Origin of the sequence: Hyunsoonleella sp. 2307UL5-6 (assembly GCF_047345485.1) — a bacterium.
GTDB lineage: Bacteria > Bacteroidota > Bacteroidia > Flavobacteriales > Flavobacteriaceae > Jejuia.
Genome location: NZ_JBLFEN010000002.1, coordinates 540360 through 557174, shown reverse-complemented (window position 1 = coordinate 557174; position 16815 = coordinate 540360). Strand labels below are relative to the sequence as shown.

The window sequence follows — 16815 nt, the reverse complement described above, 5'->3', positions numbered from 1 at the left end:
TTAAACGTATTAAATATTGTGATATTGCAATATTACGATATTTAAATTTAATTATTTGGGCGTTACCCGACTTAGGTCGGGTCAGGCTTTTCGTTTCAAGTCCTCGCTCGTGCCTCGCTGTGGGCTTTCCACTGCAATCCTTAACGCGGTCTTGTCTGCTAGCATAGCGTTTACACAAAATAAATTCCTCATTTAGTAGGGTTTCAGACAAAGATTAAATTTTTTTAAAAGCCAAAAGCTAAAAATACGCCTTCAACTGAATATTCCCCGTATGAATTGTTCGGCTAGTTTCCGTTTTTCTTCCAAAATAACTCAAATTTAAATCTAAAAATTTTGTTAGTTTTTTTTGAGCTAATAAGGTCCAAGTAAAATTATTTCCTGGTTGTAAACCTTCTAACATTTGGAATGCTACAGGTGTATTGGAACTACCATCAAAGGCATTAGAGATGTAATTTATTTCGCCGTTTATCGCACCTTTTTCATTTTTAGAAAAGTTAAACCCTAGTCCAAACCGCTGCTGCGATAAAGATTCTAATCCACCAATTGTATTGTCTCTAGTCGTGTATTGATAAAAGATATCAAAACGGCTGTTTTCACTAAATAAATACGACAACTTTTGGTTTAGTAAGGCTTCATCAAACTTAAAATTTCTACTTGTAAAATTTTCACTGGCACTTTCATTAGAGCCTAATGCAGATAGAAAGGTAATTAACCAACTTTCTTGTATTTTATGGTTAAAGTTAAGTTGATGACTTATCAAATTATTTTCTATTAAACCAACAGAAAGTGTATTGCTCGATTTGTTTGAGAGATAGGTGTATGATGTGGTATACTTTTGTTTTCCTCTATTAAAAAACAACACATTTCTTAAATTAAGTTGTAAACCTAATTGGTTTTCTGCACCACTTTCAAAAGGGTTTAAATTAAAATTACTACCATTTCTTCTAATTTTCCTGTCAATCAAATAACTGGTTTGGTTGTAAAAATGAGATAATAACTTTTTAGATTTTACTTCAGAAACATGCCATTGTGCTGGGTTTATAGTAAGTGTTTGACTAAACCTATTTTGATGTGTTCTAATAAATACACGATTAGGTAGCAAAACCCGAATATAAGCTCCTTGGTCTTGAAATTGTGCTGTCTCAAATTCCTCCAATTCTTGGATACCGTTGTTATTATAATCTATCCAAGTAAATGTACCTTGTCCTGCTTCTACTTCAACATAGGTAAAATCTTGCTGGGGTAAAAACCCAGAGTTCGTCTCAAAAACTGTATTACTTCGTACAATGTTTTTAAACAATTTCTGATTGTATTGTAGTCTAGAATTTAAGGAATTTTCGTCTTGAATCGTATCATTTTCATAAGTTAACGTTCGGTAATTTGCATATAAGGATAGGTTTGTATTTTTATTCTGAATAATACGAGAATCAACATAAAATGTATTTGAGGTATTTACTCTTTGTAATTGATTGTTACGTATACTATCATTTACACGGTATTTATAACCAATTTGCGCAAATACCTTGGTGCTATCACCAACACCAGTAAAAGCTTCGTAAGCTATAAATTTCTGACTTAATGGGGTTAAGGTTTCTGTGGCAACTTCGGTTTGTACGTTATCTTCAATTGAAAGTTTTGCACCAATCCAACCCTTATCCATACCATAATTTACAACATTATGAGACCTCAAAAACGTAGAGGTGTTAATACTAGATTCCGCATTCAAAAAACTAGTATTTGATATAATTTGTAGCTTATTTAAAAATAAATTAGCATTTGCAATATGCCTACTGCCGTTAAAACCAGAAGCAAAATTTAAGTATTCAAATTGGTAATTAATACGTCCTTTTTCAAAATGAGAAATATTTATGCCAGAGTTTAAAAATGTTTGTGTGCCTAAATCGCCTACACGTTGATTGCCTCTAGGCTGTTCCAAATTCCAATCGCGATTAAATTCTGCATTATATAATATTTCAATACTTCTAAAATTATCCTGAATGTAATCGGTATCAATGTAAGCGTTCAAATTCCACAAACTATCATTTTTAACAATACGTTGTTTTATTTTAAATTTCCCTGCAAAACCATCATTATTAGCATCATCTATGGCTGAAAATAAGTTTAAATCATTTTTACTTCCTGCCAATTCAAAAGCAATTTGTGTATTATCATTTGGAATATAATTTCCATTAACTACTGCTATTTGTAGTTTTACAGGTGCAACAAGCTGTATAATTGGCGCATAATTACCTTGAAGTTCACCTACATATTCAAAGATGTTATTTATAGCATTGGTACTACTCAAAACGTAATCACCTTGATTAGGACCAACAAGTGTAAAGGTGACTCTAAATAATTCATCATCTGGATTATTAGAAAATACAAAAATCTCATTACCGCCAATGTTATCTTTTCTATATAAAATCCGGTTTTCACTAAAAGATTCTTGAATTTCAGAAGGTGCAGTCATTAATGTTCTGTCATCTCCAGCGTTAGCTAAAATTTGAGTTTGAGCTTCAGATAAATTTTGTTGCAAAGGTTGATTTTTAGCATCACTTTCAGAGTATACCGAAACGCCAATATTTAGTGTTTCACTCTTTAAGTTTCCACCGCCATAAGCCACTAGTCTAGAATAATTTCTATCGCTAAATTGATAATCTACAGTAATTCGCATTTCTGAAGTAATAGGGAATGTGGTATTAAAGATGATTTCACCTGCATTATAATCGATAATATAATCTTTGTCTTCGCCACGTTTTAAGGGAATACCATTTACATAAACAGTTTCACTTCCTGAGACAATAAGTACAAACAATTCACCATTTTGTCCTTGTAATTTATACGGCCCTTGGTTACCTTCTTGCGCAATAAACTGGCTTGTTGTAAACTGCCCACGTACCAAAGCGCCTGCAGCAAATACCTGAGTTTGTGTATTTTCTCCACCTAAATTAGCGTTTATAGATAAGCCTTGTACGCGTTTAGAAAATGCACCAAAAAATGAATTATTATTTTGTAAATCGATATCACCAGCGCGAATATTCCAATGATCGCTAAACAGTTCTATAAAAACTTGATCAAATTCATCTAAGCGTTGACTAAAACCACTTTCTTGTAGTGGAATATTAGCATCTTGTATAGATGCTCTAAGCGATACTTTGTCATTTAGTTTCCCAGTAATTTGTAAATCTAATTCACTATTTAATACCGAGTTTTGGTTGTTACCTACAGTTACCCCTCTAGAGATACTTCCTGAAGTAGTTAAACCGTCAAACGGCACAAAATTTCTAGTGGCTTTGGGCTGAGAAAGTTGATATAGTTTATCTATACCATCGTTATTTTTAACAATAATACTTTCGTCTAATTGTTTATAGGTTTTAGTTAAAAACTCTGGAAATTTCAGATAATTTATAATGATAGAATCTGTTTCAACAGGCTTTTTAAACGTGAGTTTTGCAGTAGAAAAATCAATATTATAAAAGGTAGAATCTAAACGTATATTATCTTTTGTTTTAATAGAAAACCAACTAGAGTTTATACTTACACTATCCACATAAATAGTATTGTTAACGGCTACTTTTTTAGTATTATACTTGCTGTTCTGGTTTTGGGAAAAACCACCAAAACTTAACAACATAAACATAAATAGTAATACGTATTTCATTAGGTATTTAAACTATAATTAGCTTAAAATATTATGTTAATAGAATTCGTTATAACTCCTTTGGTTAATTATAGTGTAAAAGTAAGGTATTATTTATTTTAGCTAAAATGTATCTAAAAGACGTGTTAGGTTCTAAAAAACAAACACATCATATTGAAATTTAGCAAAAATTCCTTCTTTTTTTGAGAGGGTTATATATAGAAATGAAAATAATATCATACAACGTAAACGGCATTCGTGCAGCCATAAATAAGGGCTTTATAGATTGGTTAAAAAATGCAAACCCAGATGTAATTTGTTTGCAAGAAATTAAAGCCATGAAAGAGCAGCTAGATGTAAGTTTGTTTGAGGCAGCTGGCTACAACTATCACTATTGGTTTAGTGCTCAAAAAAAAGGGTATAGTGGTGTTGCAATTTTAAGTAAAACAGAACCTGACCATGTAGAATATGGTACCGGAATTGAATCTATGGATTTTGAAGGCCGCAATATAAGAGCCGATTTTGATGGTGTTTCTGTAATGAGTTTGTACTTGCCTTCAGGCACTAACGATGCGCGTTTAAATCATAAATTGGAATATATGGATATGTTTCAAGAGTACATTAATACGTTGAAATCAGATATTCCAAATTTGGTCATTTGTGGCGATTATAATATTTGTCATGAAGCTATAGATATTCACAATCCAAAAATGAAAGGAGTTTCAGGTTTTTTACCTGTAGAGCGAGAGTGGATAGGTAAGTTTATAGATAGTGGATTTATAGATTCATTCAGACACATCAATCCAGAGCGACAAGAATATAGCTGGTGGAGTTACCGCGCCAATGCACGTGCTAATAATAAAGGGTGGCGGTTAGATTATGCAATGGTTTCCAAACCACTACAAGAAAATATAAAAAGAGCCGTTATACTAACCGAAGCAGTACATAGCGACCACTGCCCAATTTTAGTAGAAATAGAAAATTAAACCAATAACATCAAATAAAAAACAACCCAAATGAGACTTAAACAAAGTTTAATAATAGCCATTACCTTAGTGTTTACAACCTCATGCGTATCACCAAAAGTGTATAAAGATTTAGAAAGTAAATACGCAAGTTTAAAGCAAGAAAACAGAAAACTTAATAAGGATAACACATCGCTGTTAAAAGAAAAAACAGCAACGCTAAATGAGTTAAAACAACTAAAGGCTGCTTACGATGAAGCCATTGCAGAACGCGACCAATTGAGAAGCGACTTTGCAGCAACTAAATCTAATTTAGATAATTTAAAAGCCTCTTATGCTGCGTTAGAAAAAAATAGTTCTGCTGCTATAACTAAAAATTCTCAAAAAAACAGAGAACTTTTAGCGCAATTAGAAGCCAAAGAGCAGGCTTTAGCAGCAGAAAACGAACGCTTACAAAAACTAAAACAAGCTTTAGAAGAACGCTCTGGCCGCATTGCAGAATTAGAAAATGTAATTGCTAGTAAAGATGCTGCCATGACACAGCTAAAAAACGCCATTTCTCGCGCATTAACCGATTTTGAAGGCAAGGGTTTAACCGTAGAGCAGCGCGGTGGCAATGTATATGTTTCTATGGAAAATAAGTTGCTTTTTCAATCCGGAAGTTGGGCCGTTGGCACCGACGGAAAAACAGCAGTAAGAAGCCTTGGTAACGTATTGGCCGAAAATCCAGATATTGCGGTACTTATAGAAGGCCATACCGATAATGTACCATATTCTGGTAATGGTGTGCTTACCAGTAATTGGGATTTATCTACCAAACGCGCCACAGCCATTGTAAATATTCTACGAGAAAATACAGCCATAAATCCAGAAAATTTAACTGCAGCAGGTCGTGGGCAACACGCACCAGTTGCTACAAACGATACAGAAGAAGGAAAAGCAAAAAACCGACGCATAGAAGTTATTCTTACACCAAAGCTAGATGAGTTATCTCGTTTGTTGAACGAACAATAGTAGGGCGTTACCACAAGGGTCGGGCTTTCCGCTATACCTGCCTGCTACACCGCAGGTAGGCAGGTCTTTTTAATACGTCATTGTTAGGAGTTAGCAACGTGGCAATCTGTTAAATTATAGTTTTAAAACCAGCTTAATACCTACCCAGCATTAAAAAGGATGCCGCTGCAATCCCTAACGCATAAAAAACCGTTAAAAGTTAAAAAGACTTTTAACGGTTTTTTATCTTTGTGCAGCACTTAAAAAATTAAAATGAAATACACAACACTCCCAAATACAGATATAAAAGTTAGTAAAATATGTTTAGGCTCTATGACTTGGGGTAACCAAAACACCGAAGCTGAAGGCCACGAACAACTAGACTATGCATTTGATAAAGGTGTAAATTTTATAGATTCGGCCGAATTATATCCAGTGCCAGCAAGTCCAGAAACACAAGGTAAAACAAGCGAAATTATCGGGACATGGTTAAAAAAAACAGGCCATAGAGACAAGGTGATTTTAGCTTCTAAAATAGCAGGCCCTGGAGATTATACAGCGCATATTCGTAAAACAGGATTTAGCCCACAATCTATCCAAGAGGCTATAGATTTAGAGTTAAAACGTTTACAAACCGATTATATTGATTTATTTCAACTGCATTGGCCAGAACGCGATACCAATACATTTGGGGTACGAGATTATAAACCAAGTAAGAATGATGTTTGGGAAGACAATTTTAATACAGTTTTGCACACTCTAGATGCACAAATTAAAGCAGGTAAAATAAGGCATATAGGTTTATCAAACGAAAAGGCATGGGGCACTATGCGCTATTTACAAGAAAGTAAAGCTAATAATTTACCACGGCCCATTACCATACAAAATGCATATTCTATGTTATGTAGAACGTTTGAAGGCGATTTAGCCGAAGTATCACACAGAGAAAATATAGGTTTGTTGGCCTATTCGCCAATGGCATTTGGGGTGCTTTCAGGAAAATACATAAAAGGAAATGCTAGTGATGATGCGCGCTTAAAGTTATTTCCAAGATTTGCACGTTACAGTGGAGCACAAGCTACAGAAGCAGCAAAACAGTATTTAAAACTAGCAGAAGATAATGCTATGACACTAGCACAAATGGCCTTAGCGTTTGTAAACCAACGCCCTTTTGTAACTAGTAATATTATTGGCGCTACAAACTTACAACAGCTTAAAGAAAACATAGATAGTGTTAACGTAAATTTAAGCAATGCGTTATTAGAAGAAATTAATGCAATACATAATGCTATTCCTAATCCTGCACCTTAATGAGTTCTAGTGAATAGAAAGTAAGAGAAACATAATCTTAACTACTTATTAATAATGAGAGCAATATGTAAACTAATTTTAGTCACATGTCTATTTTGTAGCAATTCTTGTAAAGAGAAGATTAAGGATTCAAAAGAGGTCTCGCAAAAAGAAACTATAAATCATAATGACAGTATACTAAAATTAGAAACAAATTATGTCAACATGTATATTAATACGTTTATGGCTGTACCCTGTGAGGAATTTGGAGAAAGCTTTTTTAAAGTAAAAAAGGAAAAACTATTAAAGGTTAATTCTTCAGATCACGCAAAAGATTTTATAATGTTTTTAAAAGAAGGATTGCTAGCTGAGGAAATTGAACAAGAAATTGACACTAGAGTTAAAGTGAAAATGTTCTATACAGATAATAGACTTGAAGAGGTTTGTCTTGGGTTGCATAGATTTGAGTTTAACGGGAAAGTGTATTTTATTGAAGATGATTTTAAAAAGTTTTTAGTAAACCTTACTGATTCCAGCCTATAGAAGTGAATTAAGTTTAGTTCTAAAAATTCAAATTTATTACTGCACCCGCGTTAGGGATTGAACGGCATGTTTGAAATCCCCGACGTAGGAGGGATTGAGTAGTGAAAGCCCGACCCCTTGAGGGGTAACGCCCAAAAAACAAAAAACCCGCAAACTTTGAAAGTAGCGGGTTTTCTTAATTATTTAATGCGATTACCATTTTGGTCATTAAAATGGTATTCTAAATATGTGTAAGCATCGCGGGGTGAAATTTTAACCCATTTTTTGTGTTCTAAAAACCATTTAGAACGTATAGATGGAAAGCCTTTAGTTAAAAAGGCTGCTATAAAGGGATGTGTGTTTAAAGTCACCTTTTTATAGTCTTTTTTAAATAGTGTTTCAAGATCGTGGTTGATTTTTTGCACCAAACTTATAGGTGCTTCTACCTCAGAACCGTTTAAATCGTTAGGATTTTCCTCACGAGTTTTTATATTCATTTCTGGGCGTGTACGTTGTCTTGTTATTTGTATCAAACCAAATTTACTTGGTGGCAGTATTTTGTGTTTTGCTCTATCGTCTTTCATTTCATCACGAAGATGGTTAAAGAGCTTCTGCCTGTTTTCAGACTTAGTAAGGTCTATAAAATCTATTACAATAATGCCGCCCATATCGCGTAAACGCAATTGGCGTGCAATTTCTGTAGCAGATATTAGGTTAACCTCTAAGGCTGTTTCCTCTTGGTTATTTGATTTGTTTGATCTGTTACCACTGTTTACATCAACAACATGGAGCGCTTCGGTATGTTCTATTACCAAATAAGCACCTTTTGTCATGGAAACAGTTTTTCCAAAAGAGGTTTTAATTTGTCGTTCTATTCCAAATTTTTCAAAAATTGGAACTTTAGAGGATTGATACAATTTAACTATAGATTCTTTTTTTGGTGCAATTTCTTGCAAGTAATCTTTAATTTGGTAGTACAGCGTTTCATCATCTACTGTTATTCCTGTAAAGGTATCGTTGAATATGTCTCTCAAAATAGATGAGGCTTTATTCATTTCTCCTAATACTTTACTAGGGTGATGTGCTTTGTACAATTTTTTACACATTGCATTCCATCGCTGGAGCAAATTTTGTAAATCGTTATCTAATTCGGCTACTTTTTTGCCTTGTGCTACCGTACGAACAATAATACCAAACCCTTGTGGTGTGATACTTTTTACCAATCGTTTTAAGCGGTCTTTTTCTTCGCGTGACTCTATTTTTTGAGAAATAGAAATTCGGTTGGAAAAAGGCATTAAAACAATATATCTACCAGCTACTGATAACTCTGAGGTTATACGTGGCCCTTTTGTAGATATTGGCTCTTTTACTACTTGTACTAATAGCGATTGATTGGATTTTAAAGCGTCGGCAATTTTGCCGTCTTTTTGAATATCCTTTTCAAATGGGAAATTTTTTAAATTAAAATCTCTTAATTTACCTGTGCTTACACGTTTTGTGAATTTTAAAAGAGAAGGTAATTTAGGCCCTAAATCATGATAGTGCAAAAATGCATCTTTATCATATCCTACATTTACAAATGCAGCATTTAGTCCTGGAACAGTTTTTCTAATTTTGGCGATAAACACATCACCAACCGAAAAATTGTTATCATCTTCATCCTTTTGTAATTCAATAAGTTTTCCATCTTTAAGTAAGGCAAAATCAACAGCTTCTGAATTAGATCGAATAATCAATTCTTTATCCATTGTGTTAATTTTAATCCATCACATTTTATAGTGACAGATGGATTATACATTATTTTTTCACAGGATTTAATCCGTGGAGTTCAAAATACACTAGTTAAAGTGTTAAAAATTTATGAACTCATTTCAAAGAACTTTACTGTTTTTTTTAAAATCAAAAAAAGTAGCTATCTCAACTACTTTTTTGATTTATTTTTTCTTTTTGTGACGGTTAGCGCGTCTGCGTTTTTTACGCTTATGTGTCGCTACCTTATGTCTCTTGCGTTTTTTACCACTTGGCATAAATAGTGTCTTTTTAAATTAATGATTTATCTTAATATTTTACTTAACTTCTACGTTAGTTTTAACGCCCTCAACAAAAACTTTTGCAGGTTTAAATGCAGGTATATTGTGAGCTGGTATTTTAATAGTAGTGTTTTTAGAGATGTTTCTTCCAGTTTTTTCTGCTCTTGTTTTTATGATGAAGCTTCCAAAACCTCTTAAATACACATTATCTCCACTTTCTAAAGAAGTTTTTACTTCTTCCATAAATGTTTCAACAGTTGCTTGTACATCTCCTTTCTCAATTCCTAGTTTCTCAGAGATTTTTGCTACTAAATCTGCCTTTGTCATTTTCCGTCTTTTTTATTTGGGTTATATAAATTTCTTAAAGGGTTGCAAATATATGCATTTAATATTCAATATTTCAAACCTAATTCATTAAAATTTAAGATTATAAACGTTTATTTTAGCACTTAGTAGAAAAATAATTCATGGCTTTTTCAAAAATTTTAACAAGCTGGTATTCAGCTAATAAACGAAGTTTGCCTTGGCGAGAAACTAAGAATCCATATTTTATTTGGCTCTCAGAAATAATTTTACAACAAACACAAGTAAAACAAGGTTTACCATATTATGAAACTTTTGTAAAACATTTTCCAACAGTTTTTGATTTGGCAAAAGCCGATGAAAGTAAAGTGCTAAAATTATGGCAAGGTTTAGGGTATTATTCTCGTGCCAGAAACCTACATTTTACTTCAAAATATATTGTAAATGAGTGTGAAGGTATATTTCCTGACACTTATAAAGGGCTCTTAAAACTTAAAGGTGTAGGCGATTATACAGCAAGTGCAATTGCATCTATTTGCTTTAACGAGGTTGCTGCTGTGGTAGATGGTAATGTGTATCGGGTGTTGTCTCGCTATTATGGTATTAATACACCTATTAATATTACAGAAGGTATTAAGACGTTTAAAGCTTTAGCGCAAGAATTGATTGATACTAAAGATCCTGCTACGTTTAACCAAGCTATTATGGAGTTTGGTGCTATACAATGCAGGCCCAAAAATCCAGATTGTATGTTTTGCCCGTTTAATGATTCTTGTGTGGCTTATAATAAAGGTATAGTTGCACAGTTACCTGTGAAGTTAAAAAAGTTGAAAGTAAAACAGCGTTATTTTAACTTTTTGGTGTTTTTGTCGCAAAACAAACAAACAGTTTTAGAGCAGCGTGAAGGGAAAGGCATTTGGCAAAATCTATATCAATTTCCTTTAATTGAGACAGATAATAATTTAGGATATGATGATTTTTTAAAGTTGACTAAACAACATGTAATTTTAAAGGGTAATACTTTTGAATTGAGCCAATATAATACTGTGCCTAAAGTTCATAAATTATCACATCAACATTTAAATACCACGTTTTGGGTTATTAATGTTGATAAAGTAGATAAAGGTGTTCCTTTTAAAAAAATAAATGAATATCCAGTTCCTATTTTGATTGGTAAGTTTATTGAGGGGTTTGAGGGCTTTGGTTTTTAGTGCTAAACCCTACTTAAAGATTATATTTTAATCTTAAAATGCATCAGTCGTAACTCCATCCTTTATCTATTCTTATAATTTGGCTGTGGAATTAAAATAGATACTTGAACAATATCTAGTTAAAATCCTTATTTTTTTATTAATTTTAAAACCATGACGTTGGATTGCGTATTTTTGTAATCTCTAAAAAATTAAATTATGGCTGGTTCATTAAATAAAGTAATGCTTATAGGTAATTTGGGTGATGATGTAAAAATGCATTATTTTGAAGGTGGTGGTTGCGTAGGGCGTTTTCCTATAGCTACTAGCGAAACCTATATGAGTAAGCAAACTAATGAGCGCATTACTAATACAGAATGGCATAATATAGTAGTTAGAAATAAGGGTGCGGAAATTTGTGAAAAATATTTAAGCAAGGGTGATAAAGTATATGTAGAAGGTCGTTTAAAGACCAGAAAATGGACAGATGATAAAGGGAACGATCGCTATTCTACTGAAATACAGTGTAACGAGTTTACATTTTTGTCTACTAAAAAAGAAAGTGAGGCTAATGCAACTAACTCAGCAACATCACCAGTAACCCCCACGGCTAAACCACCAGTTGCTAGTAAACCTGCTACTGAAGACAATGATGATTTACCGTTTTAATTTTTAAAAATAACTAAAACCAAAATAGGTGGAGCCTGAACCCCCGAGTTTATATTTTTTAATTTTAGCAATCAATATTCCAGTTGTTTTTGGCTTTGTACTGCTTTTTGTGCTGTTGTGTTGTTCTGCGCTAATTTCTGGAGCAGAGGTAGCTTTATTTTCACTTTCAAGAACTGATATTGATAATCACCCAGAAGTAGAAAATAAACCGTTTAAAATAATTCTTCAACTTTTAGAACGTCCTAAAAAATTACTAGCAACCATTTTGGTAGCTAATAATTTTATAAATATTGCTGTGGTATTATTGTTTGCCTATTTAGGAGATTTTATCTTTGAAAATGTTACAAACCCAACTGTAAAATTTGTACTAGAAGTTGTTGTAATTACCTTTTTAATTTTACTTTTTGGAGAGATTTTACCAAAAATATATGCCAGTAGAAACAACGTTAAATTTGCAAGTTTTATGGCGTATCCACTTAAGGTTTTAGATGTGCTATTATCTCCAGTTAGCTTGCCTATGCGAGGTATAACCTTAGGAATTCATAAAAAATTAGGTAAGCAAAAATCTAACTTAAGTGTAGATCAATTGTCTCAGGCTTTGGAATTAACGAGTCATGAAGACACCTCAAAAGAAGAAAAGAAAATTTTACAAGGTATAGTGTCTTTTGGAAACACAGATACTAAACAAGCAATGCGACCCCGTATTGATATATTTGCGCTAAATACTGAACAAAAATATACCGAGATTATACCAGAAATTATAGAAAATGGTTACTCTAGAATTCCTGTTTATAAAGAGCATATAGACCAAATAAAAGGGATTCTTTACGTTAAAGATTTGTTGCCGTATATTGATAGAAAGCAATTTGACTGGGTAAGTTTATTACGTGAGCCGTTTTTTGTGCCAGAGAATAAAAAATTGGATGACTTGATGGCAGAATTTCAAGAGAAAAAAGTACACCTAGCTGTTGTGGTTGATGAGTATGGTGGTACTTCTGGTTTAATTTCGTTAGAGGATATTATAGAAGAAATTGTTGGAGATATTAGTGATGAATTTGATGATGAGGGTATTAATTATTCAAAACTAGATGACCAAAATTTTGTGTTTGAAGGGAAAACAGCTTTAAAAGATTTTTATAAAATAATTAAGCTTGAGGATGATACTATTTTTGAAGATGAAAAAGGAGAGGCTGAAACGGTTGCAGGATTTGTATTAGAAATATCGGGAAGCTTCCCGAAAATACAATCTAAAATATTTTTTAGAGATTACGTTTTTACTATAGAAGCCATGGATAAAAAACGTATTAAGCGTGTAAAAGTGACGATTAATTAATATGAAATTACAATTAGGACTATTAGCAATTTTACTTCTCGTACTAACATCTTGCGGAGAAGATAATTATGTGCCTAAACCTAAGGCACTTTTAAGGTTAGATTTTCCAAAAGCTACATATAAGAAGCAAAATATTCCTAAGATGCCCTTAGCTTTTGAAGTAAGTAATTTAGTAGATGATTTAAAAGTAAAAACCTTGCCAAGTACAACCGAAAGTTATGGTGTTAACTTAGAATATAAACCTTTAAAAGCTACTATATTTTTAACATATAAGGCGATAAATGGGAGTCAACAAAACTTAGAAGACTATTTAAAAGATGCACAAAAATTAACCTTAGAACATACAAAGAAAGCAGACGAAATTCCTAGATACCCTTATGAAAACTTTCAAAACAAAGTTTATGGTATGTTGTCTGAGGTTAAAGGAAATGTAGCATCACCCGCGCAATTTTATGTTACTGATAGTATGAATCACTTTTTAACAGGATCGCTATACTTTAAAGTAAAACCTAATTACGATTCTATATTACCTGCAGCTAATTATTTGCAAAAAGATATCAAACGTATTATGGAAACTGTAGAGTGGCACTAAAAAAAGCTTCCCATTGCTGAGAAGCTTTTAATTATAAACACTTAATTATTAATTGATTTGGAGTTTATGATTTAGTTTGTATTTTTTTTAGAAAATTCTTCAACTGTTTGCATATCAATAACTTTATATAAATCGGCAACACTAGTTACGGTTTTCTCTAAACTATTGGGGTTAACTTTAGCTTCATCATACTCAACCATTGCTAGTTCATTTTCAAAATCAACTTTAGCAAATTTTACGCCATCCATATTGGCTATTTTCTTTTCAATACTTGCAGCACAACCAACGGCACATGTCATGCCTTTTACTGTAAATTCTGCTTTAGCATAGGTTGCATTTGGGTCTAATTCTTTTTTTGTAGCAGTAGTTTCAATCTCTATTGTTTTTACTTCGGGTGTTTTGTTGTTTTTACAACTTACCACCATTAGCGAGAACGATAGTATTCCAATAATATATTTTAAAGTTTTCATATAGAATCAATTTTATATAATTATGTTACAAAATTACTAAATAATGCGATTTATTGCTTTAAAAACTTGACTTTTGTGCTTTAAAAAATTATTGCACTATTATGGCTACAAATTCTCTAAAATGGGTATACCTTATCATATTATCCTTAATTTGGGGAAGTTCCTTCATATTAATAAAAAAAGGGTTAATTGGTTTAACGCCAATTCAATTAGGAGCCATTCGTATTATATTCACAGCATTTTTTTTATTTATAGCTGGTTTTAATCGCATAAAATCTATTAAACTTAAAGACTGGAAATGGGTTGTGCTTACAGGGCTTTTAGGTACATTTTTTCCCTCGTTTTTATTCGCTTATGCAGAAACTGAAATTGATAGCTCGGTAGCCTCAATACTAAACTCTTTAGTCCCTTTAAATACAGTTGTTTTAGGACTTTTAATTTTTAAAATAAAATCAACTAAAAGACAAGTTTTAGGTATTTTTATAGGGCTATTAGGTACGTTTTTTTTAATTATTAATGGTGCCTCTATAAATCCAAATCAAAATTATCAGTACGTTGTTTTTGTCATTATAGCAACTTTTATGTATGCTACAAGTGTAAATATTTTAAAACGCCATTTACAACATATGAGTGCACTTACTATAGCTGTTGGCAATTTTGTTGTAATTATAATTCCTGCACTTATAATTTTAGTAACATCGGGTTTTTTTAAAACCGAAGTTTTAGAAGCACCAACATTAAAACCAGCATTATTATACATGCTTATTCTTGCCTTATTTGGTACTGCTATTGCTAAAGTATTATTTAATAGATTGGTGCATATAGCTACGCCTGTTTTTGCATCTTCAGTAACATATCTTATGACCGTAGTTGCGGTATTTTGGGGTGTTTTAGATGGTGAGCGTTTTAGTGGCTTACAAGCCTTAGCCACAGTAATAATATTATTTGGTATATACTTAGTACACAAAAGACAATAATCTCACATAAGAATTAACTTGTATTTAAATTGGAATAATCTCTTTTTTTTCGTAAGTTGTAGTTAAGAAATTAAATGAACCAAACTTATCGTTAACTAGATATCGTATCTAGTGTTAAAGCAATTTACAAACAATAAAATTTTAATTTCTTATGAAAAATTTATTTTTACCAATCCGTTTTGGATTAATAACAGGTGCTTCGCTTATTTCTTATTTTTTAGTGTTATCCTTATTTGATATTCACAACAATCCAGTTTATAGCTTACTAAATGCACCAATAACCTTATTGGGCGTTTACGAGGTTATTAAAATTAGCAAATCAAGATTTTCTGAAACGTTTACTTACGCCGAAGGTTTCAAATTTGGAGTTATTACTGGTGCTGTAGCAACTATTTTATTTACAGCATTCTTTTTACTCTACAGTACTGAGATTAATCCAGGATATTTACCTGCTTTATTTGAAAATATGCATTGGGGCATAAAATCTCATGTTGGAATATTAGTATTTGTTGTGGCAATTATGGGGTTTTCAACCTCGGTAGTATCGTCTCTTACTGTAATGCAATTGTTTAAGACCAGTAATAATTACGTTGAAAGTGCATAAAACGTTTGTAGATTAATTAATTAGAATTATATTTGCACCCGCCTTAGAGAAATTTTAGGTGTTATAATTAAAAATAATTAATAAAAACGTTACGCTATGTACGCAATTGTAGAGATAGCAGGGCATCAATTTAAAGTTGAAAAAGACCAAAAAGTTTTTGTTAATCGTTTACAAACAGAAGAAGGTAAGACAATTTCGTTCGATAACGTTCTTTTAATTGGAGATGGTGACAAAGTAACTGTAGGCGCCCCAGCTATAGGCGGAGCACAAGTAAGTGCAAAAGTCTTAAAGCACCTTAAAGGAGATAAGGTGATAGTTTTCAAAAAGAAAAGAAGAAAAGGTTACCGTGTAAAAAACGGACACAGACAATCTTTATCTGAAATCGTTATTGAAAGCATTGTAGCTTCTGGAGCTAAACCGGCTAAAAAAGCTGCAGCTAAATCAGAACCTAAAAAAGTAGAACCTAAAGCAAAAGTAGAAGCAAAAGCAGTTGCGCCAAAAGCAGAAGCTAAAAAGCCAGCTACTAAAAAAGCAACAGGTAAAGCCGATGATTTAAAGAAAGTTGAAGGTATTGGACCAAAAATTTCATCTACTTTAATTGAAGCAGGTATTTCAACATTTGCTGAATTAGCAAATACTGATGCTGCAAAAATTTCTGAAATTATCGCTGGAGTTCGAGGTAACCATGTTACTGATACTTGGCCAGCACAAGCTAAATTAGCTGCTGAAGGTAAGTGGGAGGAACTTAAAAAATGGCAAGACGAATTAGACGGTGGTAAAGCGTAATAGCTAACTGCGAAGTTTAACAATATAAAATCGAAATAAAATGGCACATAAAAAAGGAGTCGGAAGTTCGAAAAACGGTAGAGAATCAGAATCGAAACGCTTAGGTGTTAAAATTTTTGGTGGTCAAGCTGCAATAGCTGGAAACATTATCGTAAGACAAAGAGGAAATACACATCACCCAGGTGAAAATGTATACTCTTCAAAAGATCATACATTACACGCCAAAGTTGATGGTGTTGTAAAATTCACAAAGAAAAAGAATAATAAATCTTATGTTTCTATTGAGCCGTTTGAAGCTTAAAAAACAGTTTTATTAAACGTATTTAAAAACCCTTTCTGGAAACAGAGAGGGTTTTTTTTACAAAAAACTCATCAATATGTCCTTAATTTATATTTAATGTTAATTCAATCTTAAATATATGTATTTACTGTTCCACTCATAACAAAAACT

16 protein-coding genes are annotated in these 16815 nt (G+C 32.4%); 12 read left to right on the top strand and 4 right to left on the bottom strand.

The window, feature by feature from the left end; all coding sequences use genetic code 11:
- Positions 1–238: 238 nt before the first annotated feature.
- The gene (locus ACKGJY_RS05930; protein WP_413972940.1) at positions 239–3661 is read right to left on the bottom strand and encodes a hypothetical protein; all 3423 of its coding nucleotides are present in this window, start codon (positions 3659–3661) and stop codon (positions 239–241) included.
- Between the two features lie 203 nt (positions 3662–3864).
- Between ACKGJY_RS05930 and ACKGJY_RS05925 the strand changes: the two genes are divergently transcribed.
- From ACKGJY_RS05925 to ACKGJY_RS05910, 4 genes are all read left to right on the top strand, one after another.
- Complete coding sequence (locus ACKGJY_RS05925) at positions 3865–4626, top strand: exodeoxyribonuclease III (protein ID WP_413972939.1); 762 nt, start codon at positions 3865–3867, stop codon at positions 4624–4626.
- A gap of 30 nt (positions 4627–4656) precedes the next feature.
- Positions 4657–5619, top strand: coding sequence for an OmpA family protein (locus ACKGJY_RS05920; protein WP_413972938.1), 963 nt, complete (start codon positions 4657–4659; stop codon positions 5617–5619).
- Between the two features lie 252 nt (positions 5620–5871).
- Positions 5872–6909 carry an aldo/keto reductase gene (locus ACKGJY_RS05915; RefSeq protein WP_413972937.1) on the top strand — a complete coding sequence of 346 codons (1038 nt, stop codon included), beginning with the start codon at positions 5872–5874 and terminating at the stop codon, positions 6907–6909.
- A gap of 54 nt (positions 6910–6963) precedes the next feature.
- Positions 6964–7431: a hypothetical protein gene (locus tag ACKGJY_RS05910; protein WP_413972936.1), complete on the top strand. Its 468-nt coding sequence runs from the start codon at positions 6964–6966 to the stop codon at positions 7429–7431.
- 179 nt (positions 7432–7610) lie between these two features.
- Here the strand turns inward: ACKGJY_RS05910 and ACKGJY_RS05905 are convergent, their stop codons facing one another.
- Together ACKGJY_RS05905 and ACKGJY_RS05900 are read right to left on the bottom strand one after the other, a co-directional pair.
- A complete protein-coding gene (locus tag ACKGJY_RS05905) occupies positions 7611–9158 on the bottom strand; it encodes an Rne/Rng family ribonuclease (protein WP_413972935.1) in 1548 nt (515 codons plus the stop codon).
- A 318-nt stretch (positions 9159–9476) separates the two neighbouring features.
- Positions 9477–9767 (bottom strand): HU family DNA-binding protein, encoded by a 291-nt coding sequence (locus ACKGJY_RS05900; RefSeq protein ID WP_042242127.1) that lies wholly within the window; start codon positions 9765–9767, stop codon positions 9477–9479.
- A 140-nt stretch (positions 9768–9907) separates the two neighbouring features.
- Between ACKGJY_RS05900 and mutY the strand changes: the two genes are divergently transcribed.
- The 4 genes from mutY to gldD all read left to right on the top strand — a co-directional run bounded on the left by mutY (position 9908) and on the right by gldD (position 13527).
- Positions 9908–10954 carry an A/G-specific adenine glycosylase gene (mutY, locus tag ACKGJY_RS05895; RefSeq protein WP_413972934.1) on the top strand — a complete coding sequence of 349 codons (1047 nt, stop codon included), beginning with the start codon at positions 9908–9910 and terminating at the stop codon, positions 10952–10954.
- 198 nt (positions 10955–11152) lie between these two features.
- Positions 11153–11602, top strand: a complete 450-nt coding sequence (locus ACKGJY_RS05890; RefSeq protein ID WP_413972933.1) for a single-stranded DNA-binding protein — start codon at positions 11153–11155, stop codon at positions 11600–11602.
- Between the two features lie 28 nt (positions 11603–11630).
- On the top strand, positions 11631–12935 hold the full coding sequence (locus ACKGJY_RS05885; RefSeq protein ID WP_413972932.1) for a gliding motility-associated protein GldE: 1305 nt from the start codon (positions 11631–11633) through the stop codon (positions 12933–12935).
- A gap of 1 nt (position 12936) precedes the next feature.
- Complete coding sequence (gene gldD / locus ACKGJY_RS05880; protein WP_413972930.1) at positions 12937–13527, top strand: gliding motility lipoprotein GldD; 591 nt, start codon at positions 12937–12939, stop codon at positions 13525–13527.
- Between the two features lie 71 nt (positions 13528–13598).
- Here the strand turns inward: gldD and ACKGJY_RS05875 are convergent, their stop codons facing one another.
- Complete coding sequence (locus tag ACKGJY_RS05875) at positions 13599–13997, bottom strand: heavy-metal-associated domain-containing protein (protein ID WP_413972929.1); 399 nt, start codon at positions 13995–13997, stop codon at positions 13599–13601.
- A 101-nt stretch (positions 13998–14098) separates the two neighbouring features.
- On the opposite strand from ACKGJY_RS05875, the gene ACKGJY_RS05870 reads away from it, so the two are divergent.
- The 4 genes from ACKGJY_RS05870 (at position 14099) to rpmA (ending at position 16665) form a co-directional block, all read left to right on the top strand.
- Positions 14099–14974 carry a DMT family transporter gene (locus ACKGJY_RS05870; RefSeq protein WP_413972928.1) on the top strand — a complete coding sequence of 292 codons (876 nt, stop codon included), beginning with the start codon at positions 14099–14101 and terminating at the stop codon, positions 14972–14974.
- Positions 14975–15125: 151 nt separating this feature from the next.
- Positions 15126–15578, top strand: a complete 453-nt coding sequence (locus tag ACKGJY_RS05865) for a DUF4199 domain-containing protein (protein WP_413972927.1) — start codon at positions 15126–15128, stop codon at positions 15576–15578.
- A 96-nt stretch (positions 15579–15674) separates the two neighbouring features.
- Positions 15675–16364 carry a 50S ribosomal protein L21 gene (gene rplU / locus ACKGJY_RS05860; protein WP_413972926.1) on the top strand — a complete coding sequence of 230 codons (690 nt, stop codon included), beginning with the start codon at positions 15675–15677 and terminating at the stop codon, positions 16362–16364.
- A 40-nt stretch (positions 16365–16404) separates the two neighbouring features.
- A complete protein-coding gene (rpmA, locus tag ACKGJY_RS05855; RefSeq protein WP_413972925.1) occupies positions 16405–16665 on the top strand; it encodes a 50S ribosomal protein L27 in 261 nt (86 codons plus the stop codon).
- The last annotated feature ends 150 nt before the right edge of the window (positions 16666–16815 follow it).